Origin of the sequence: Mesorhizobium sp. L103C119B0 (assembly GCF_000502235.1) — a bacterium.
Taxonomy (GTDB): domain Bacteria; phylum Pseudomonadota; class Alphaproteobacteria; order Rhizobiales; family Rhizobiaceae; genus Mesorhizobium.
Genome location: NZ_AYXE01000007.1, coordinates 299,205 through 318,031 on the forward strand (window position 1 = coordinate 299,205; position 18,827 = coordinate 318,031).

Below are 18,827 nucleotides of genomic sequence, written 5' to 3' on the forward strand. Positions count from 1 at the left end.
GTCGTGATTTGGAGGAATCCCATGCTGAACAGACGCAGATTTTTGATGAGCACCGCGGCCGCAGGCGCTGCCGGATTCGTTGCAACGCATTTGACGCCCGCTTTCGCTCAGGATGCACCGCAGATCCAGATCTTCGTGCCGGCCGCGCCCGGCGGCGGCTGGGACCAGACGGGGCGGACCATCGACCAGGTGCTGCGCAGTGAAAAACTGATCTCCGGCTCGCAGATCACCAATGTCGGCGGCGCCGGCGGTACTGTCGGCCTGCCGCAGTTCATCAGCCAGTGGAAGGGCAAGGGCAATTCGCTGATGGTGGCCGGCATGGTCATGGTCGGCGCCATCATCGCCAACAAATCGGCCAACAACCTCTCCGAAGTGACGCCCATCGCTCGCCTCACCGGCGAGTTCGAGGCGCTGGTGGTGCCGGCGGATTCGCCGTTCAAGACGGCCGGCGATTTCGTCGCCGCGCTCAAAGCGGATCCGACCAAGGTTCCGGTGGCCGGCGGCTCGGCCGGTGGCTCCGACCACATCCTGTTCGGGCTGATCGCCAAGACTGTCGGCGTTCCGGCAACCAACCTCTCCTATGTGCCTTTCGCCGGCGGTGGCGAGGCGCTGTCGGCGCTGCTCGGCAACCAGGTTGCGGCCGGCATTTCCGGCTTCGGCGAGTTCTCCGAGCAGGTCAAGGCGGGCGCGCTTCGGCTGTTGGCGATCTCCGCCGACAAGCGCCAGGACGGCATCGACGCACCGACGATGAAGGAAGCCGGCATCGACGTCGAACTGTTCAACTGGCGCGGCGTGTTCGCACCGCCAGGCGTCTCCGACGCCGACAAGACGGCGATGGTCACGATGATCGAGACCATGGCCAAGAGCGATGCCTGGGCAGCCGAATGCAAGAACCGCAACTGGACCCCCATCCTTCTGACCGGCGACGACTATGCGAAATTCCTCGTCGACGACACCGCCCGCATCACCGCGATCCTCAAGGATCTCGGCCTCGCCTGATGTCTTCAGGGGCGGCCACGGCCGCCCCTTCCGACATTAGCCTGCGGCATGGACATATCATGCGCTGGGAGTGAAACTGCGGATGCGGCCGGCGGGAGGATGCCGGCCATCTCGGGAGGACATCGATGAGCACCAGCGACCAGCAGCCGGCGCCCCCGCGCCTTGCCATGCCCGAATTGTTGATCGGCATCGGGCTTCTCGCCTGTGCCGCGGCCGTGGCGTGGCAGACCCTGGCGATCCCGGTTTCGCCGCTCTATTCCAAGGTCGGGCCGACCGTCTTCCCCTACATCACCATGACAGGCATGATCGTGCTTTCGCTGCTGCTCATCGTCGCCGCGCTGCGCGGCGGCTGGCAGCCGCAGGAGGAAAAGGAAACGCCGACCGACTGGAAGGCCATGGGCATCGTCGTTGCCGGCCTGGTCGCAAATCTGGTGCTGATCCAGCCGCTCGGCTTCACCGCCGCCTCGGTCATCATGTTCGTGCTCGTCTGTTATGGCTTCGGCAGCAAGCACACGCTGCGCGATGCGCTGACCGGCCTGATCCTGGCGCTTGCCGCCTATTTCGGCTTTGCCAGGGCGCTCGGCGTCAACATTGGCGCCGGCTTCATCGAAAACCAGCTGAACACGGTGATCGACGCGATCATCGCCACTGTGAGGGGCTGACGCCATGGAGACGCTCGGCCATCTCGCCCACGGATTTTCCGTCGCTTTCTCGCCGATGAACCTGCTGTGGTGCCTGGTCGGCACCACGCTCGGCACGGCCATCGGCGTGCTGCCCGGTCTCGGACCGGCGCTGACCATCGCGCTTTTGTTGCCGATCACCTACCAGGTGGCGCCGGAGGCGTCCTTCATCCTGTTTGCCGGCATCTATTACGGCGCCATGTATGGCGGCTCGACGACCTCGATCCTGCTCAACACGCCGGGCGAAAGCGCCACCATCGTCACCGCGCTGGAAGGCAACAGGATGGCCCGCTCGGGTCGCGGCGGCGCGGCACTGGCGACCTCGGCGATCGGCTCCTTCGTCGCCGGCACCATCGGCACGATGGGCGTCGCCTTCCTGGCCCCGGTGGTGGTGAAGTTCGCGCTGGCCTTCGGGCCGGCCGAATATTTCTCGCTGATGGTGCTTGCCTTCATCACGGTGTCGGCGGTGCTCGGCTCGTCATCGGTGCGCGGCCTCACCAGCCTGTTCCTCGGCTTCGTCATCGGCATGATCGGCGTCGACCTGCAGACGGGACAGCCGCGCTTCACCTTCGGCATGAACGAACTGCTCGATGGCGTCGATGTCATCATTGCCGCGGTCGGCCTGTTTGCCGTCGGCGAGACGCTCTACATGGCCTCGCGCCGCTATGCCGGCAAGGACGAGATCGTGCCGCTCAAGGGATCGCTCTACATGACCGCGGCCGAATGGGGGCGCTCGTGGAAGCCATGGCTGCGCGGCGCTTTCATCGGCTTCCCGATCGGCGCCATGCCTGCGGGCGGCGCCGAGATCCCGACCTTCCTGTCCTACGCCATCGAAAAGAAGCTGTCGAAGCACAAGGAGGAGTTCGGCACGGTCGGCGCCATCGAGGGCGTTGCCGGACCGGAAGCCGCCAACAATGCGTCTGCCGCCGGCGTGCTGGTGCCGATGCTCACCCTTGGCCTGCCGACCTCGGCGACCGCCGCAATCATGCTGTCGGCCTTCCAGAGCTACGGCATCAATCCGGGACCGCTGCTGTTGACGACGCAGGCCGATCTGGTCTGGGGCCTGATCGCCAGCCTGTTCATCGCCAACGTCATCCTGGTCGTCCTCAACCTGCCGCTGATCGGGCTGTGGGTACGGCTGTTGAAAATCCCCGCGCCGCAGCTCTATGCCGGCATCCTGGTGTTCGCGACCGTCGGCACCTACGGCATCTCGCAATCGCCGATCGACCTCGTCATCCTCTATCTCCTGGGGGCCGCCGGCTTCCTGATGCGGCGCTTCGATTTCCCGACAGCGCCGGTCATCATCGGCATGATCCTGGGGCCGCTCGCCGAAACGCAGTTCCGCCGGGCGATGACGATCTCGAACGGCGACTGGTCGGTGTTCTACACCCACAAGCTGTCGCTGGTGCTGCTGATCCTCGCCTTCATCGGCCTAGCCGGGCCGCATATCTGGGCCTTCATCGAGCACCGGCGCCGTCGCGGACCGGAGCATGTGCCGGGCGATGCCTGAGCAACCTGGAGCATCATGACCGATCTGCTTGCCGGCATCCGCATCCTCGACCTGACCAATGTGCTGGCGGGCCCTTATTGTGCCTATCAGCTGGCGCTGCTCGGCGCCGATGTCATCAAGGTCGAGACGCCGCAAGGCGGCGATCTGGCGCGCCAGCTCGGCGCCTCGCCGGCGCTCAACAAAGCCGGCATGGGCGCGTCGTTCCTGGCGCAGAATGCCGGCAAGCGATCGGTGGTGCTGGACCTCAAAAGCGAAGCCGACCGCGAACGCTTCCTCGATCTCGTCGCCTCGGCCGACGCGCTGGTCGAGAATTTTCGACCGGGCGTGATGGGGCGGCTGGGTCTCGGCTATGAGGTGCTGAAAGCGGTCCGCCCCGGTCTCGTCTATTGCGCCATATCCGGTTTCGGCCAGAGCGGGCCGATGCGCGACAATCCGGCCTACGACCAGATCATCCAGGGGCTGTCCGGTATCATGAGCATCACCGGCACGCCGGAGACAGCACCCTTGCGGGTCGGCTATCCCGTCGCCGACACGCTGGGCGGGCTGGTCGGGGCCTTCGCAATCGCCGCGGCGCTGGTCAAGCAGAAGACCTCGGGCGAGGGCGCGTTTCTCGATGTCTCGATGCTCGAATGCACGCTGTCGGCGCTGGGCTGGCCGGTGTCCAACTATTTGACCGCCGGTGTCGAGCCGCAGCCGATGGGCAATGAGAACATGACGGCTGCGCCCTCCGGCGCGTTTCGCACCGGCGACGGCCTGCTCAACATCGCCGCCAACAAGCAGGAGCAGTTCGTCACGCTTTGCCGGCTGATCGGCCAGCCGGAACTGGCCGACGATCCGCGCTTTGCCGAGCGCGAGACGCGCAAGCAGAACCGCGCCTCCTTGAAAGGGCTGATCGAGACAGCGCTTGCGAGCGCCTCGGCGGCTGCCTGGGAAGAAAAGTTCAACCGCGCCGGTGTTCCGGCGGGCCGGGTGCTGACGATCCCGCAGGTGCTTGGCGAGCGCCAGGTGGTCGAGCGCGACATGACCACGCGTTTCCAGGGCCTGCCCGGCATGGAGCAGCCGCTGACAGTGGTGCGCGGCGGCTTCATGGTCGATGGCGCGGCACCCTTGCCGGTCCTGCCGCCACCGGTGCTGGGTGAGCATATGGACGAGGTTTTTTCCACCCTGCCGCCGCGCGCCAGGAGAAGCGCGTGAGCGAGAGAAAAACCGGCCGCGAGCGCGGCGAGGAGTGGTGGCAGACCGGCATCATCGAGATGGGCCCCGGCATCATCCGGCTGCGCGGCTATGAAATCCAGGAGCTGATCGGCCGCGTCAGCTTTCCGGCCACGATCTGGCTGATGCTGCGTGGCGAATTGCCAAGCGAGGAGCAGGCGGCGCTGCTCGGCATTGCGCTGGGGGCGGCCGTCGACCACGGGCCGCAGGCGCCGTCGATCGCCATTGCCCGCATGGCCATCACCTGCGGAGTCGGCATCAACAGCGCCATGGCGTCCGCCGTCAACGTGCTGGGTGACGTGCATGGCGGCGCCGGCGAACAGGCGCTGTCCTTCTATGGCGACATTGCCGTGGCAATTGACCAGGGTGTTGCGCTGGACCAAGCCGTAGCCGCACGGCTCGACCGTTTCTTCGCCGAGGAGAAAGGCTATGTGCCGGGCTTTGGCCATCGCTTTCACCCGGTCGATCCGCGCGCGCCGCGCCTGATCGCAGTGACGCGCGAATTTGCCGCGCGCGGCGTCGTCAGCGGACGCTTTGCCGACATCGCCGAGGCCGTCGAGGCGGAGGTCGCGCGCCGCAAGGGGAAGAAAATACCGCTCAACATCGACGGCGCCACCGCCGTCATCTATGGCGAGCTCGGCTTTCCGCCGCCGTTGACGCGCGGCCTGTTCGTGCTCTCGCGCTCGGTCGGCATCCTGGCGCATGCATGGGAGCAGTCGCAGCAAAGCGAGCGCAACAAAGGTCCGCTGCCGCGCGAATGGCTGTGGGCCTATACGGGCACGCCGCTGCGGCCATTTCCAGGGGACCAGGGTCCCGCTGAAGGGGACGAGGGCAAGTGAGGTTGGTCAGGCCGGGTCCGGCACTGCCGGCTGAGGCGGCGCCAGGTTGGCCATCAGCGTCGAGAGATCCGGCTCATCGATGAGCAACGCCGCGTCCTGCGGCTTGAGCCATGCCCGCTGGCGGCTCTTGGCCTCCTGCCAGTTGGCCAGTTCCTCGGACACCTCCAACAGATAGACGACGACGTCGACGCGCACGAAATTGTGCTCCAGCCGTTTCCAATAGGAATAGCTGCCGGCCGGCGCCTTGCGGGTCTTGCCGAGCACGCCGGCTTCTTCGCGCGCCTCGATGGTGGCGGCCTTGCGCCCGCTCTTGCCTTTCATGGGCCAGCCCTTGGGCACGATGAACCGCTTCGTCGCTCGCGACGTCACCAGCATCACTTCGAAATTGCCTGAAACGTCCAGGCGAAAGGGAATGGCGGCAACCTGGCGAATGCGTTCGCCTCGCCTTGCCTTGCGTACCGCCTTTTTCTTGGTCGTCGCCATGTGCTGAAAATCCGGTCGGCGGGCGCACCGCCGCACGCCGCCTGCAAACCCCTGATATGCCCGCGAGGCAATGAGGCATTTTTAGTAAATAAGTCGACTAAGTAAATCGCAAGCGACCGATATCAACGGCAAACACGCACAATCTGGTTGTTGACGATCTGAATCGGACAAGCTTGCCGGACGACGGGCACTTCGGGGCGCGGCTGCGGCACGATCCGACGGTCCTGCTCGCGATATTGCTGCTGCTGTTGCTGGAACTGCTGCCGCTGCAGGCTGTTGCGCAATTGCTGCAGCTGGTTCTGCTGGATCAGCCGGTTGGCGCTGGGATTGACGGACTGAGCCGCAGCAAATTGCATGATGCCGGCGAGCGTTGCCGCCGCCAGCATTGCCGACATGAGAACTGTCGATAGGCGAAGCGTCGACATCAGTTCATTCCCGTACAGATATAACCTCCTCTCTATATAGGGCGTTCGTCTCGATCTGCCATGGGCCGGTCTGCCATTGGCGGATCTGCCACGGGTTGGCGAAATCCCTGAGGATGCGGCCTGCCGCACTTGACAGAAAAGATCGATTGACCGCTCTATCGGGCGCGGATCTCGGGCTCAATCGCGGCTGACTCGAGGCACAATCGGGAGCATATTGATGAAAAGCAGGCAAGTATATTTCGCGGCGCTACTGGGCAGCATCTGTATTCTTGGCCCGGTGGCAGTCGCGGCGCAAACCAAGACCGACAAGGCGGCGCCTGCCGCCGCAGCGCCCGCCCCTGCTGCCGGCCCGACATTGCCTGGCGGCGCCTCGGCGCTGTCCGAGACACATGGCGACTGGACGGTCAATTGCCAGGTAACCGGCACGGCCAAGGTTTGCAGCCTGTCGCATCAGCAGTTCAACAAGCAGTCCAACCAGCGCCTGCTGGCGATCGAGCTGTCGAGCAAGAGCGGCGACGATGCCGCCGGAACGCTGGCGCTGCCGTTCGGCCTGGCGCTCGCCAAAGGCGTCAGCCTGACCATCGACGACCAGAAGCTGGAAGGCAGCCTGCCGTTCAACACCTGCCAGGCCGTCGGCTGCCTGGTGCCGGTGGCGTTCGATGCCAGCGTCACGCCGCTGCTCAAGGCAGCCACCACGCTGAAGATCGACGCCTTCGCGGCCGACACTGGTCAAGCGGTGAGTTTCACCATCCCGCTCAACGGCTTCGGCGGCGCACTGGCACGGACCGCGGAACTCTCGGCGGACTGAGCGGAAAACGTCCGGTCACTCAACCTCGCGCAGCCGGTACCCAACGCCGGTCTCGGTGGTGATGTAGCGCGGCTGGTCGGGCGACTTTTCGATCTTCTGCCGGAGCTGGCGGACATAGACCCTGAGATACTGCACGTCGGTCGAATCGCCCCACACCTGCTTCAGCAGGAAATGGTGGGTCAGCACCTTGCCGGCATGCTGCACCATAATGCGCAATATGTCGTACTCCTTGGGGGAGAGCTTTATCTCCTTGCCTTCGACCTTGACGATGCGCTTGACCAGGTCGACGCTGAGATCTCCGGTGTGGAACACCGGCTTTTCGCCCTGCTGCTGGAATTTGTGGCGCAGCGCGACGCGGATGCGGGCGACCAGTTCGTTCATGCCGAACGGCTTGGTGATGTAGTCGTCAGCGCCGAGTTCGAGCGCCGCGACGATGCCGGCTTCGTCGGTGCGGCTGGACAGGATGACCACGGGCACGTCGAGGCCGTCGTCGCGCCATTTCCGCAGGAGATCGAGGCCACCCATGCCGGGCAGGCCGAGGTCGAGCAGGATCAGATCCGGCTTTTGTGCATCGACGAGTTCGATCGCAGCCTTGGCGTTGGGCGCTTCGCTGACCGCATAGCCCTGGCTGCCGAGGCCGACGCGCAGCAGTTTGCGGATCGGCGGCTCGTCATCGACGACCAGTATGCTGACATTGGAATTTGTCATGCCGGATCACCAGATGCTTGCTCGTCCACACCTGATACGTCCGTATCGGACGATTGTACCAACCTCGGCATGCGGATTGTGAAGACTGCGCCCGGGCGATCGCTGCGGTTCGCCGCCATGATCGTGCCGCCCATCGCCTCGATGAAGCCCCGGCAGATCGACAGGCCGAGCCCGGTGCCGGCCTGGACCTGATCGCGCTTGCGCACCCGGTAAAAGCTGTCGAAGACGCGCTCCAGGTCGGCGGGCGGAATGCCCGGTCCCTCATCCATGATCTGCAGCGCGACGGAGCCATTGTCGGCCCAGCCCTGCAGCCGGATTGTCGATCCCTGTGGCGCGTATTTCGCGGCATTGTCGAGCAGATTGAACAGCATTTGTTCGAACAGCACGGGATCAAGCTTCAGCATCGGCAGGTCGGCCGGAATATCAACCTCGGTCTTGTGCCCGGCAGTGATCTTGCGTGCCCGCTGCAAGGCCGAGCCAACGACATCGCCGACATAGTGCAGGGCGAAATTCGGTTCCATGGCGCCCGATTCAATCTTGGTCATGTCGAGCAGATTGGCGATGAAGCGGTTCAGCCGTTCGGACTCGTCGAGCACGGTGGTCAGCAGCTCGGCCCGATCGTCCTCGGGCAGTGCCGGCGCAAATTCCCTGAGCGTGCCGGCCGCGCCCATGATTGCCGCCAGCGGCGTCTTCAGATCATGCGAGATCGACGTCAGCAGTGCCGAGCGCAAGCGGTCGGCCTCGGCCGCCAGCCTGGCGCGGTCGACATCGGCGACCAGCTGGATGCGCTCGATGGCAACCGCCGCCTGGTCGGCCAGCGCGTCGAGCAGGCGCTGTTGCTCGGGCGTCAAGAGCGGCCCCTGCTTGTCATTGTCGAGGCCGACGACGCCGATGGCGGTACGGCCGGTCCGCAAGGGCAGGTAGAGCCGTTTTGCCCCGGGCAGGGTATCGGCGCCACGGCCGGCAGCCCGGTTGTGTTCCCAAGCCCAGCGTGCAGCCGCGATGTCGGCCTCGGCCAGCGTGTCATCGGGGGGATAACCGGCCTTGACGGTGATCGTGCCTTCTTCCGGCAAAAGCAGCACCACGCGCAGCTTCAGCATCGAGGCGATCTGGAAGGCTGTGGCCCACAAAACGTCGTCGAGCGTGCCGGCGCCGGCGAGCTTCTTTGAAAAGAGGTAGATGTCCTCGGTGGCCCGAGCGCGTGAACGGGCGGCGGCAGCCTGACGCTGCACACGCGCCGTCAGATTGCTGGCGATGACGGCAACGACGAGGAAGACNCGAAGGCAACGATGCTCTCCGGATCGCGGATCGTCATCGTGTAGCGCGGCTCGAGAAAGAAGAAGTTGAAGGCAATGGCGCTGAGGAAACAGGCGTACAGCGCCGGCCACAGGCCAAAGGTCACTGCCGATGTCAGCACCGCCAGCAGCAGCACGCTGGCAAGGTTGCGAACGTCGAGGAACTGATCGAGGACGGCGCTGACGGCAAGCGCGCCGGCGACATAGACGGTCGAGAAAAGATAAGGCCAGATTTGAAATGGCGTCTGCTCGGCCGCCGCCTTGACCCTCGACGTGGCCTCGTTGTCGCGCTCCGTTCCTGAAATGACATGGACGCTGATATCGCCGGCATTGCGGATCAGATCGTAGGTGAGCGAACCCTCGATCAGTTCGCGCCAGCGCGAGCGGGTCGGCCTGCCGACGACGATATGGGTGAAGTTGTTGGCCATGGCGTGGCGGACGATGTCCTGGGCGACGTTCTGGCCCGGAATGGTCGTCACCTCGGCGCCGAGCTGCTCGGCCAGGCGCAACAGTGTGGCCAGCCGGTCCTTGTCTTCCTCCGACATGGCGGCCGAACGCGGCGTGTCGACATGCAGCGCCGTCCACGGTGCGCGCAGCCGGTCGGCCAGCCGGCGCGCATAGCGGACACGAGACGCTCCGCCCGGACGCGCATCGACGCAGACGAGCACCCTTTCGCCCGCCGCCCAGGGGCCGGGAATGGCGTGCGACTGCATGTGGTTGAGCAACTGCTCGTCGACGCGCTGGGCGGTGCGGCGCAGCGCCAATTCCCGAAGCGCGGTCAGATTGCCCGGCGAGAAATAGTTTTCGACTGCGCGCTGGGCAGTGTTGGGGAAATAGACCTTTCCCTCTTTCAGCCGCTTGATCAGGTCGTCGGGCGTGAGGTCGATGATCTCGATGTCGTCGGCCTGGTCGATGATGGAGTCCGGGACCGTTTCGCGCACCCTGACGCGGGTGATCTGCGCCACGACGTCATTCAGGCTCTCGACATGCTGGATATTGAGCGTGGTGTAGACGTCGATGCCGCGCGCAAGGATTTCCTGGACGTCGAGATAGCGCTTGGGGTGGCGGCTGCCGGGTGCGTTGGTGTGGGCGAGTTCGTCGACGAGCACCAGCGCCGGCCGGCGGGCGAGGATGGCGTCGATGTCCATCTCATTCAGCACGCGGTCCTTGTAGTCGACCTTCTGGCGCGGGATGACCTCGTAGCCTTCGACCAGCGCCAGGGTTTCCTTGCGGCCGTGGGTTTCGACGATGCCGATGACCACGTCGATGCCGTCGGCAAGCATGGCGCGGCCGGCCATCAGCATTTCGTAGGTCTTGCCGACACCGGGTGCAGCACCCAGAAATATCCGCAGGCGGCCGCGCTCTTCCCGTTCCGCATGCTCGAGCAGCGCGTCCGGAGAGGGTCTGGTATAGTTGCTTCTGGCGTCCGGCATCAGGCTCGATCATGAACGGCGCCGAGGATCGTGTCGATCCCTGGCCCCTGGCTTCAGAGATTGTCTCTCACTGCTTGGTATCGTCCAGTGCCAGGTTGAGCGCCAGCACATTGACGACCGGCTCGCCGAGGAAGCCGAGTTCGCGGCCTTCGACATGGCTGTCGACAAGCGCCTTGACCTTGGCTTCGTCGAAGCCCCTGGCCTTGGCCACCCGAGCGACCTGGAAATAGGCGGCGTCCGGGCTGATGGCGGGGTCGAGGCCGCTGCCGGACGTCGTCACCAGATCCATCGGCACCGGCTGGTTCGGGTTCTCCGCCTTCAGCTTTGCAACATCGCCCTTGATGCGGTCGATCAGCTTGGGGTTGGTTGGACCGAGATTGGAGCCGCTGGACGCTGCGGCGTTGTATCCGTCGCCGGCAGCCGAGGGGCGGCCATGGAAATACTTGTCGTCGGCAAAGCCCTGGCCGATCAGTTCGGAGCCGATGACCGTGCCGTTTTTCTCGATCAAGCTGCCATTGGCCTTGTGCGGAAACAGCGCCTGGGCGATGCCGGTCATGCCCAGGGGATAGATCAGGCCGGTCAAAACGGTGAAAAAGACGATCATGATAACAGCGGGTCTTATCTGAGTGAGCATGGACGTATTTCCTTAAGCGAGGCCGAGGCCGGTGACGATCATGTCGATCGCCTTGATGCCGACGAAGGGAACGATGATGCCGCCGAGGCCGTAGACCAGCAGGTTGCGGCTGAGCAGCGCGCCGGCGCCGATGGCGCGGTATTTGACGCCTTTAAGCGACAGCGGGATCAGAGCGATGATGATCAGCGCGTTGAAGATGATGGCCGACAGGATGGCGCTCTGCGGCGTCGCCAGATGCATGATGTTGAGCGCTTGCAGGGGGCCGATTGTATGTCCCGGCGCAACGTAGAAGACGGCAAACATGGCCGGGATGATGGCGAAGTATTTGGCGACGTCGTTGGCGATCGAGAAGGTCGTCAGCGAGCCGCGCGTCATCAGCAGCGCCTTGCCGATCTCGACGATCTCGATCAGCTTGGTCGGGTCACTATCGAGGTCGATCATGTTGCCGGCCTCGCGGGCGGCAACCGTGCCGGTGTTCATGGCGACGCCGACATCCGCCTGCGCCAAGGCCGGCGCGTCGTTGGTGCCGTCACCGCACATGGCGACCAGCTTGCCCTTGGCCTGTTCGTCGCGGATCAGCTTCAGCTTGTCCTCGGGCGTGGCCTGGGCGAGGAAATCGTCGACGCCGGCTTCGGCTGCGATCGCCGCCGCAGTCATCGGATTGTCGCCGGTGATCATCACGGTGCGGATGCCCATTTTGCGCAGTTCGGCAAAGCGCTCGCGGATACCACCCTTGACGATGTCCTTGAGGTGGACGACGCCGAGCAGGCGGCCGTCACGCTCGACGGCCAGCGGCGTGCCGCCCGACTTGGCGATCTCGTCGGCGATCGCCTGGAGATCCTTGACGGTGTCGCTGCCGGGGCGCGTGCCGTGAGTGGCCGATGACGACTGGCTGACATAGGCGAGAACCGAATCGACGGCGCCCTTGCGCACCGACGAGCCATCGATGTCGACGCCGCTCATCCGGGTCTGCGCGGTGAAGGGCACGAAGCTGGCATGCAAGGTTGCCATGTCACGGGCGCGGATGGCGTATTTCTCCTTGGCCAGCACGACGATCGAGCGTCCCTCAGGCGTCTCGTCGGCGAGCGAGGCGAGCTGCGCGGCATCGGCCAGTTCCTGTTCGGTGACGCCCTTGACCGGGCGGAATTCGGTGGCCTGGCGGTTGCCGAGCGTGATGGTGCCGGTCTTGTCGAGCAAAAGCGTATCGACGTCGCCCGCCGCTTCGACGGCACGGCCGGACATGGCCAGCACGTTGAAGCGCACCAGGCGGTCCATGCCGGCAATGCCGATGGCCGACAGCAGGGCGCCGATGGTGGTCGGGATCAAGGTGACGAACAGCGCGACCAGCACCGTCACCGGGATATAGCCGCCGGAATAGGAGGCAAAGCTCGGGATCGTGGCGGTGGCCAGCACGAAGATCAGCGTCATGCCGACGAGCAGGATGTTGAGCGCGATCTCGTTGGGCGTCTTCTGGCGCGAGGCACCCTCGACCAGCGAGATCATGCGGTCGAGGAAGGTGTGGCCGGAGGCGGCTGATATGCGCACGCGAATCCAGTCGGACAAAACCTGCGTGCCGCCGGTGACCGCCGAACGGTCGCCGCCGGATTCGCGAATGACGGGTGCGGACTCGCCGGTGATTGCCGCCTCGTTGACCGAGGCCACGCCTTCGATCACTTCACCGTCGGACGGGATGATGTCGCCGGCTTCGACCAGCACGATGTCGCCAACCTTCAGGCTGGTGCCGGGCACCAGCTTGAACCTGGAGCGGTCTTCGCCGGCAAGCAGCTTGGCCTGGGTTTCGGTGCGCGCCTTGCGCAGCGAATCGGCCTGCGCCTTGCCGCGGCCTTCGGCGACGGCCTCGGCGAAGTTGGCGAACAGCACGGTGAACCACAGCCAGATGATGATCTGCAGCGTAAAGCCGAAATCGCCGCCGCCGGTGGCGAGATCCTTGACGAACAGGACCGTGGTAAGAAGCGAGACGATGGCGACGACGAACATCACCGGGTTCCTGACCAGCGTGCGGGGGTCGAGTTTCCTGAAGGCGCCGCCGATGGCCGGCCACAGGATGCGGGCATCCATGATGCTCGCGGATTTGGACTGGCTCATTTGGTGGCTCCAGTATCTGAACTGTTGGCCGGCACCGACCGATCGGATGCCGAAAAGAGGGGCGGCGGACCATAGGCCAGCAGCCAGATCACGATCATGACTGCCGCGAGGCCGAGGAAGGTAGATACGCTGGGGAAGGGAGGGGGCGTTTCCTCCCCCTCATTGCCGGCTCGTGGGCCGGCTCGCGGCCGGGCCTTCATGCGTTTTGGGTAGAACCAGGACATGACAAGCCTCAGAATGTCTGGCCGTTGATGGCAGCCAGGTGCTCGACGATCGGTCCGATCGCCAGTGACGGGAAGAAGGTCAGGCCGACGACGATCAGGATGACGCCGACGAGCAGGCCGACGAACAGCGGGCCGTCGGTCGGGAAGGTGCCGGCGGAAGCCGGAACCGTCTTCTTCGTCGCTAGCGAGCCGGCAATGGCAAGCGCTGGAATGATGACGAAGAAGCGACCCACCCACATGGAGATGCCGAGCGTGATGTTGTACCAGGGCGTGTTGCCGGAAAGGCCGCCAAAGGCCGAGCCGTTGTTGGCCGCCGCCGAAGTGTAGGCATAAAGAACCTCGGAGAAGCCATGCGGACCGCCATTGGCCATCGAGGCGACGGCGCTTGGCAGCACGACCGCTATTGCCGTGAAGACCAGCATGACCAACGGCAGAGCGAGGATGGCGAGCATTGCCATCTTGACCTCCTTGGCCTCGATCTTCTTGCCGAGATATTCGGGCGTGCGGCCAACCATCAGGCCGGCGACGAACACTGTGATGACGATGAACATGACGATGCCGTAGAAGCCGGCGCCGACGCCGCCGACGATGACTTCGCCGAGCTGCATGTTGAGCATCGGGACCAGGCCGCCAAGTGCTGTGAACGAGTCATGCATGGCGTTCACCGCACCGCAGCTCGCAGCCGTGGTGATGACGGCGAATAGTGCCGAAGCGGCAATGCCGAAGCGGCTCTCCTTGCCTTCCATGTTGGCGCCGTCGACGCCCAACGCATGGACCAGCGGATTGCCCGCGGCTTCCGCCCAGTAGCAGATAACGACGCCAGCGATGAACAGCACACCCATCGTGGCCAGGATCGCCCAGCCCTGGCGCTGGTTGCCGACCATGCGGCCGAAGACGTTGGTGAGTGCGGCACCCAGCGCGAAGATCGTCACCATCTGGATCATGTTGGAGATGGCGTCGGGGTTTTCGAAAGGATGCGCGGCGTTGGCGTTGAAGAAGCCGCCGCCATTGGTGCCGAGCATCTTGATGGCGACCTGCGAGGCGACCGGCCCAAGGGCGAGCGTCTGCTTGGCGCCCTCCAGCGTGGTGGCGTCGACATAAGGCCCGAGCGTCTGCGGCATGCCGAGCCAGACATAGACGAGGGTGAGCACGATGCTGAGCGGCAGCAGGATGTAGAGCGTGCAGCGGGTCATATCGACCCAGAAATTGCCGATCGATTTTGCCGAGGCGCGGGCGAAGCCGCGGATCAGCGCCACCGCGATGGCAATGCCGACGGCGGCCGACATGAAGTTCTGCACGGTGAGGCCGGCCATTTGCACGAGATAGGACATCGTGCTTTCGCCGCCGTAATTCTGCCAGTTGGTGTTGGTGACGAAGCTGACGGCAGTGTTGAAGGCGAGATTGGGTTCGACCGATGCCATCCCGGCCGGATTGTAAGGCAGGACGCCCTGCAGGCGTTGCACAAAGTACAGCACCAGGAAGCTGGCAAGGCTGAAGAAGATGATGCCGGCCGCATAGGTCGTCCAGTGCTGCTCCTCGAGCTCGCTGGTTCCCGAAATGCGGTAGAGGCCGCGCTCAACGGGCCCGAGTATGGGCGAGAGAAAGGTGCGATCGCCATTGAAGACGCGGTACATGTAGCCGCCGAGCGGCTTCACCAGCAAAACGACGATCCCGCAATAAACCAGGATCTGTATCCATCCGTTGAGTGTCATGGCTTTCCGTGCCTTGCTTCAGAAGCGTTCTGGGCGAACGAGGGCGTATGTCAGGTAGACGAGCAGGAACAAGGTCACGCCGCCACCGAGGATGTAATCGACAAGCATGGTGCGATCCTTCCGCTTAAAGAGCGTCGCAAGCTTTGATGTAGGCGAGGGAAAGGCCGAAGAACAAAACCTCGATCCCGATGACGACGATGTCCATTTGTGTTGGTCCTTGCTTCTGCTTGTATTTGGCGCCAGCGACTGGCGAGCCACAAATTCCATGAGGACGACCCGCCCTAGCTTCGAGGGCTACGGCGTCCGGAGCGTTTTGCTCGAAGTGGAATATGGACCCGATCGCCATAAAGGTTCGAGACGGGCCGCGGAGGAAAGATATAAAATTCCTATAAAGATTTCCGGGAGATGGCTCCGTTCCGGGCCGCTAGAAACCGAGGCCATGATATCGCGACCCCTCTTGCGGCGCCGCCGTCTTTCGAAACAATGGGAACGCAAAACGAGGGAAAAACAGATGCTCGACATGGCACCATCGAAACAGGCGGCGACATGGCTTTCCGCGCTTGCTCGGGCGCTGGAAGCTGATGACGCCGAGGCGGCCGCCAACCTGTTCGTCGAGGATTGCTACTGGCGCGATCTGCTGGCTTTCACCTGGAACATCACCACGATGGAAGGCCGCGATGCGATCCGCGACATGCTGCAAGCGACGCTGGCGGAAGCGAAGCCCTCACACTGGACGCTGTCCGGCGAGGCGACCTCGGATGAGGGCACCGTCGAGGCCTGGTTCACGTTCGAAACGGCGGTCGCGCGGGGCGAAGGGATTGTGCGCCTCACGAACGGCCGCTGCCGGACCTTGTTCACGGCGGTGCGTGAGCTCAAGGGGTTCGAGGAACAAAAGGGACCGACGCGGCCGCTTGGCATCCGTCACAAGGCCGATCCGAAGCGCGAAACCTGGGCGGAGGCGCGGGCGCGCGAGACGCGCGACCTCGGCGCCACCGAGCAGCCCTATTGCCTGGTGATCGGCGGCGGGCAGGGCGGCATCATGCTCGGCGCGCGGCTGAGGCAACTCGGCGTGCCCACCATCATCATCGAGAAAAATGCGCGCCCCGGCGATTCCTGGCGCAACCGTTATCGCTCGCTCGTGCTCCACGATCCGGTCTGGTACGACCATCTGCCCTACATTCCGTTCCCGGAGAACTGGCCGGTGTTCACGCCCAAGGACAAGATGGGCGACTGGCTGGAGATGTACACCAGGGTGATGGAGCTCAACTACTGGGTCGCCACCAAATGCGTCAGCGCCAGCTATGACGAGGCCGAGAAGGTGTGGACTGTGGTGGTCGACCGCGTCGGCCGGCAGATCACGCTGAAGCCGAAGCACATTGTCTTTGCCACCGGCGCCTATGGCCCGCCACGCCAGATCGCGCTGCCCGGCGCCGAGACCTTCAAGGGCGAACTCCTGCATTCCAGCCAGTATGCAAGCGGCGAGAAATTCCGCGGCAGACGTGTCGCTGTCATCGGCGCGGCAAGCTCGGGGCACGATGTCAGCGTCGACCTCTGGGAGAGCGGCGCAGACGTCACCATGATCCAGCGGTCGCCGACGACAGTGGTGAAATCCGACACTCTGATGGAAGTCGGCTTCGAGATCTTCTCGGAAAAGGCTCTGGCGCGCGGCATCAGCACCGACAAGGCCGACCTGATCGTCGCGTCCACGCCGTTCGCGCTTGTACCCAAGGGCCAGCGGGATCTTTACGAGGTGATCAAGGCACGCGACGCAGACTTCTACGACCAGCTACGCGCCGCCGGCTTCGCCATCGATTTCGGGGAGGACGAGACCGGGCTGTTGATGAAGGCCTACCGCACCGGCTCCGGCTACTACATCGATGTCGGCGCCTGCGAACTGATCATCAATGGCGAGATCAAAGTGAAGAGCGGCGTCGGCATCAGTTCATTGACGCCGACCGGCATCCTGTTCGACGACCGCAGCGAGCTGGCCGTCGATGCGATCGTCGCCTGTACCGGCTACCAGTCGATGAACGAGACCGTGGCGGCCATCGTCTCGCGCGAGGTCGCCGACAAGGTCGGGCCATGCTGGGGCCTCGGCTCCGGCGTCAAGGGCGATCCCGGTCCTTGGCAAGGCGAGCTGCGCAACATGTGGAAGCCGACGGCGCAGGACGCGCTGTGGTTCCACGGCGGCAATCTGGCGCTGTCGCGGTTTTACTCGAAATATGTGGCGCTGCAGATCAAGGCGCGGATGGAAGGGATTGCGACGCCGGTGTTTGGGGCGGTGAGTAACGCAGGGCGCTAGCGATCTCCTCCCCCCTCGAGGGGGAGATGTCGCCGAAGGCGACAGAGGGGGTCGCCGCGCGTGGAGCGCTGACCTCCAGCTGCCGCNCCTCGAGGGGGAGATGTCGCCGAAGGCGACAGAGGGGGTCGCCGCGCGTGGAGCGCTGACCTCCAGCTGCCGCGAGGAGCTTGCGTCCGGTCGAACCGACCCCCTCTGGCCTGCCGGCCATCTCCCCCTCAAGGAGGGAGATTATCCACGCCCGAAATGCCGTGCCGCGACCTCGACATGCGTATGTGCCGCATGCGGCTCGAAGCGCTCGGTCTCGTTGTGGTCGGGCGCCTCGTTCGGCCACCAGACACCGCCGATAACAATGCCTTCTGAGACCAGCCGCTGATCCGCGATCAGCGCCGCACCGACCGCATCGACGAAGGTAAAGCGCCCGGGGCGCAGTCTCAGCACCGCGACATCGCCGACACCGCCAACTTTCAGCGTCCCAAGCTCCGGCCTGGCGATCGCCTCGGCTGGCCTTTGCGTGGCGGCGCGCAGCACCTCGACCAGCGGCATGCCCAGCGCCATCAGCTTCGACATGCAGACCAGTATGTCGAAGGCCGGACCGTCGACGCAGTAGAGATGCACGTCGCTGGAGATGACGTCGGGCGCGAGGCCCTCGGCCAGCATCGCTTTCGCCACGGCGAAGTCGAACGATCCCATGCCGTGGCCGATGTCGAAGATGACACCGCGTTCGCGGGCCAGCCGCATGTCCGGCCGCACCGCGCCGGAAGCGAACACCGGCGCGTTGGGGAATGGCCGAAAACAATGGGTGAGGATGTCGCCGCGGCGCAGCCGTGGCAGCACCTCGGAACGGCCGGGCGGCGGCTCGTCTATATGCGCCATCAGCGGCAGACCGACCTGGTCGGCGGCTTCCAGCGCAAGATCGACCGGGGCGATGCCGCTGGCGCCGCCGGCATGCTTGCCGGAGCGCACTTTTACCCCAACGACGACATCGGCGTGCTCGCGCACCGCGGCCACCGTCTCGCGTGGCTCGCAGAGCCTGAGATCGCTGCATTCGCCGACAGAGACGCTTTGCGAGAAGCCGAATATGCCGGCAAAGGAGATGTTGACATAGGCCAGGATGCGCACCTTCGAGCGCTCGATGACATGGCGGCGAAAGCCCAGAAAATTGCCGGCGCCGGCGCTGCCGGCATCGATGAAGGTGGTGGTTCCGCTCTTGGCCGCCAGCCGGTCGGCGTCGACGCCCAGCGAGGTGCCGCCCCAATAGACATGGCTGTGCAGGTCGATGAGGCCGGGCGTGACGATGCAATCCCTGGCATCCACGACCTGCGTAGCATGCTCGGCGTCGATGGCAGTCTCGATGGCCGCGACGCGACCGCCCGCAACGGCGACATCGCGCGGCGCGTCCAGGCCCGAGGCCGGATCGATCAGGCGGCCGCCCTTGATCAGGAGATCGAACTGCATCG

Annotated in this window: 15 protein-coding genes and 1 pseudogene; 7 read left to right on the forward strand and 9 right to left on the reverse strand. The window is 64.6% G+C overall.

Features of this window, described 5'->3' with window-relative positions; translation table 11 throughout:
• Positions 1-21 precede the first annotated feature (21 nt).
• The 5 genes from X728_RS152105 to X728_RS0135240 all read left to right on the forward strand — a co-directional run bounded on the left by X728_RS152105 (position 22) and on the right by X728_RS0135240 (position 5,240).
• A complete protein-coding gene (locus X728_RS152105) occupies positions 22-999 on the forward strand; it encodes a tripartite tricarboxylate transporter substrate-binding protein (protein ID WP_023820582.1) in 978 nt (325 codons plus the stop codon).
• Positions 1,000-1,124: 125 nt separating this feature from the next.
• Entirely contained in the window at positions 1,125-1,661 is a 537-nt protein-coding gene (locus tag X728_RS152100) for a tripartite tricarboxylate transporter TctB family protein (protein ID WP_023700086.1), read from the forward strand.
• A 4-nt stretch (positions 1,662-1,665) separates the two neighbouring features.
• Entirely contained in the window at positions 1,666-3,189 is a 1,524-nt protein-coding gene (locus X728_RS152095) for a tripartite tricarboxylate transporter permease (protein WP_023733580.1), read from the forward strand.
• 15 nt (positions 3,190-3,204) lie between these two features.
• Entirely contained in the window at positions 3,205-4,383 is a 1,179-nt protein-coding gene (locus X728_RS0135235) for a CoA transferase (protein ID WP_031195530.1), read from the forward strand.
• Positions 4,380-5,240 carry a citryl-CoA lyase gene (locus tag X728_RS0135240; RefSeq protein WP_031210406.1) on the forward strand — a complete coding sequence of 287 codons (861 nt, stop codon included), beginning with the start codon at positions 4,380-4,382 and terminating at the stop codon, positions 5,238-5,240. The genes X728_RS0135235 and X728_RS0135240 overlap by 4 nt, the downstream gene beginning before the upstream one ends.
• A gap of 6 nt (positions 5,241-5,246) precedes the next feature.
• On the opposite strand, the gene X728_RS152090 is transcribed toward X728_RS0135240, so the two are convergent.
• Both X728_RS152090 and X728_RS152085 read right to left on the reverse strand, forming a co-directional pair.
• On the reverse strand, positions 5,247-5,723 hold the full coding sequence (locus tag X728_RS152090) for an NUDIX hydrolase (protein ID WP_023669717.1): 477 nt from the start codon (positions 5,721-5,723) through the stop codon (positions 5,247-5,249).
• A 122-nt stretch (positions 5,724-5,845) separates the two neighbouring features.
• Positions 5,846-6,118: a hypothetical protein gene (locus tag X728_RS152085; RefSeq protein WP_155923979.1), complete on the reverse strand. Its 273-nt coding sequence runs from the start codon at positions 6,116-6,118 to the stop codon at positions 5,846-5,848.
• Positions 6,119-6,365: 247 nt separating this feature from the next.
• Here X728_RS152085 and X728_RS152080 point away from each other — a divergent pair, with 247 nt between their 5' ends.
• The gene (locus X728_RS152080) at positions 6,366-6,956 is read left to right on the forward strand and encodes an invasion associated locus B family protein (protein ID WP_023691943.1); all 591 of its coding nucleotides are present in this window, start codon (positions 6,366-6,368) and stop codon (positions 6,954-6,956) included.
• A 15-nt stretch (positions 6,957-6,971) separates the two neighbouring features.
• On the opposite strand, the gene X728_RS152075 is transcribed toward X728_RS152080, so the two are convergent.
• The 6 genes and pseudogenes from X728_RS152075 to X728_RS15300 form a co-directional block, all read right to left on the reverse strand.
• On the reverse strand, positions 6,972-7,664 hold the full coding sequence (locus X728_RS152075) for a response regulator transcription factor (protein ID WP_023691942.1): 693 nt from the start codon (positions 7,662-7,664) through the stop codon (positions 6,972-6,974).
• Positions 7,661-10,392, reverse strand: a pseudogene (locus tag X728_RS01000000166775) (sensor histidine kinase KdpD). Before X728_RS01000000166775 ends, X728_RS152075 begins: the two are co-directional and overlap by 4 nt.
• A gap of 67 nt (positions 10,393-10,459) precedes the next feature.
• Positions 10,460-11,026 carry a potassium-transporting ATPase subunit KdpC gene (kdpC, locus tag X728_RS152070; RefSeq protein ID WP_023710827.1) on the reverse strand — a complete coding sequence of 189 codons (567 nt, stop codon included), beginning with the start codon at positions 11,024-11,026 and terminating at the stop codon, positions 10,460-10,462.
• Positions 11,027-11,038: 12 nt separating this feature from the next.
• Positions 11,039-13,132 (reverse strand): potassium-transporting ATPase subunit KdpB, encoded by a 2,094-nt coding sequence (gene kdpB, locus X728_RS152065; RefSeq protein WP_023699135.1) that lies wholly within the window; start codon positions 13,130-13,132, stop codon positions 11,039-11,041.
• Between the two features lie 232 nt (positions 13,133-13,364).
• Positions 13,365-15,068, reverse strand: coding sequence for a potassium-transporting ATPase subunit KdpA (gene kdpA / locus X728_RS152055; RefSeq protein WP_023831692.1), 1,704 nt, complete (start codon positions 15,066-15,068; stop codon positions 13,365-13,367).
• Positions 15,069-15,086: 18 nt separating this feature from the next.
• Positions 15,087-15,176 (reverse strand): K(+)-transporting ATPase subunit F, encoded by a 90-nt coding sequence (locus X728_RS15300; protein WP_023669708.1) that lies wholly within the window; start codon positions 15,174-15,176, stop codon positions 15,087-15,089.
• Between the two features lie 403 nt (positions 15,177-15,579).
• Between X728_RS15300 and X728_RS152045 the strand changes: the two genes are divergently transcribed.
• Positions 15,580-17,370 carry an NAD(P)/FAD-dependent oxidoreductase gene (locus X728_RS152045; RefSeq protein WP_023831694.1) on the forward strand — a complete coding sequence of 597 codons (1,791 nt, stop codon included), beginning with the start codon at positions 15,580-15,582 and terminating at the stop codon, positions 17,368-17,370.
• A 228-nt stretch (positions 17,371-17,598) separates the two neighbouring features.
• Here X728_RS152045 and X728_RS152040 read toward each other — a convergent pair whose 3' ends face one another.
• Positions 17,599-18,825, reverse strand: a complete 1,227-nt coding sequence (locus X728_RS152040) for an amidohydrolase/deacetylase family metallohydrolase (protein ID WP_023726473.1) — start codon at positions 18,823-18,825, stop codon at positions 17,599-17,601.
• Positions 18,826-18,827: the final 2 nt, after the last annotated feature.

Bases quoted from the DNA above. Each gene is read 5' to 3' on its own strand.
- X728_RS152105 (WP_023820582.1), top strand. From the start codon at position 22: ATGCTGAACAGACGCAGATTTTTGATGAGCACCGCGGCCGCAGGCGCT.
- X728_RS152100 (WP_023700086.1), top strand. From the start codon at position 1,125: ATGAGCACCAGCGACCAGCAGCCGGCGCCCCCGCGCCTTGCCATGCCC.
- X728_RS152095 (WP_023733580.1), top strand. From the start codon at position 1,666: ATGGAGACGCTCGGCCATCTCGCCCACGGATTTTCCGTCGCTTTCTCG.
- X728_RS0135235 (WP_031195530.1), top strand. From the start codon at position 3,205: ATGACCGATCTGCTTGCCGGCATCCGCATCCTCGACCTGACCAATGTG.
- X728_RS152090 (WP_023669717.1), bottom strand. From the start codon at position 5,723: ATGGCGACGACCAAGAAAAAGGCGGTACGCAAGGCAAGGCGAGGCGAA.
- X728_RS152085 (WP_155923979.1), bottom strand. From the start codon at position 6,118: ATGTCGGCAATGCTGGCGGCGGCAACGCTCGCCGGCATCATGCAATTT.
- X728_RS152080 (WP_023691943.1), top strand. From the start codon at position 6,366: ATGAAAAGCAGGCAAGTATATTTCGCGGCGCTACTGGGCAGCATCTGT.
- X728_RS152075 (WP_023691942.1), bottom strand. From the start codon at position 7,664: ATGACAAATTCCAATGTCAGCATACTGGTCGTCGATGACGAGCCGCCG.
- kdpC (WP_023710827.1), bottom strand. From the start codon at position 11,026: ATGCTCACTCAGATAAGACCCGCTGTTATCATGATCGTCTTTTTCACC.
- kdpB (WP_023699135.1), bottom strand. From the start codon at position 13,132: ATGAGCCAGTCCAAATCCGCGAGCATCATGGATGCCCGCATCCTGTGG.
- kdpA (WP_023831692.1), bottom strand. From the start codon at position 15,068: ATGACACTCAACGGATGGATACAGATCCTGGTTTATTGCGGGATCGTC.
- X728_RS15300 (WP_023669708.1), bottom strand. From the start codon at position 15,176: ATGCTTGTCGATTACATCCTCGGTGGCGGCGTGACCTTGTTCCTGCTC.
- X728_RS152045 (WP_023831694.1), top strand. From the start codon at position 15,580: ATGCTCGACATGGCACCATCGAAACAGGCGGCGACATGGCTTTCCGCG.
- X728_RS152040 (WP_023726473.1), bottom strand. From the start codon at position 18,825: ATGCAGTTCGATCTCCTGATCAAGGGCGGCCGCCTGATCGATCCGGCC.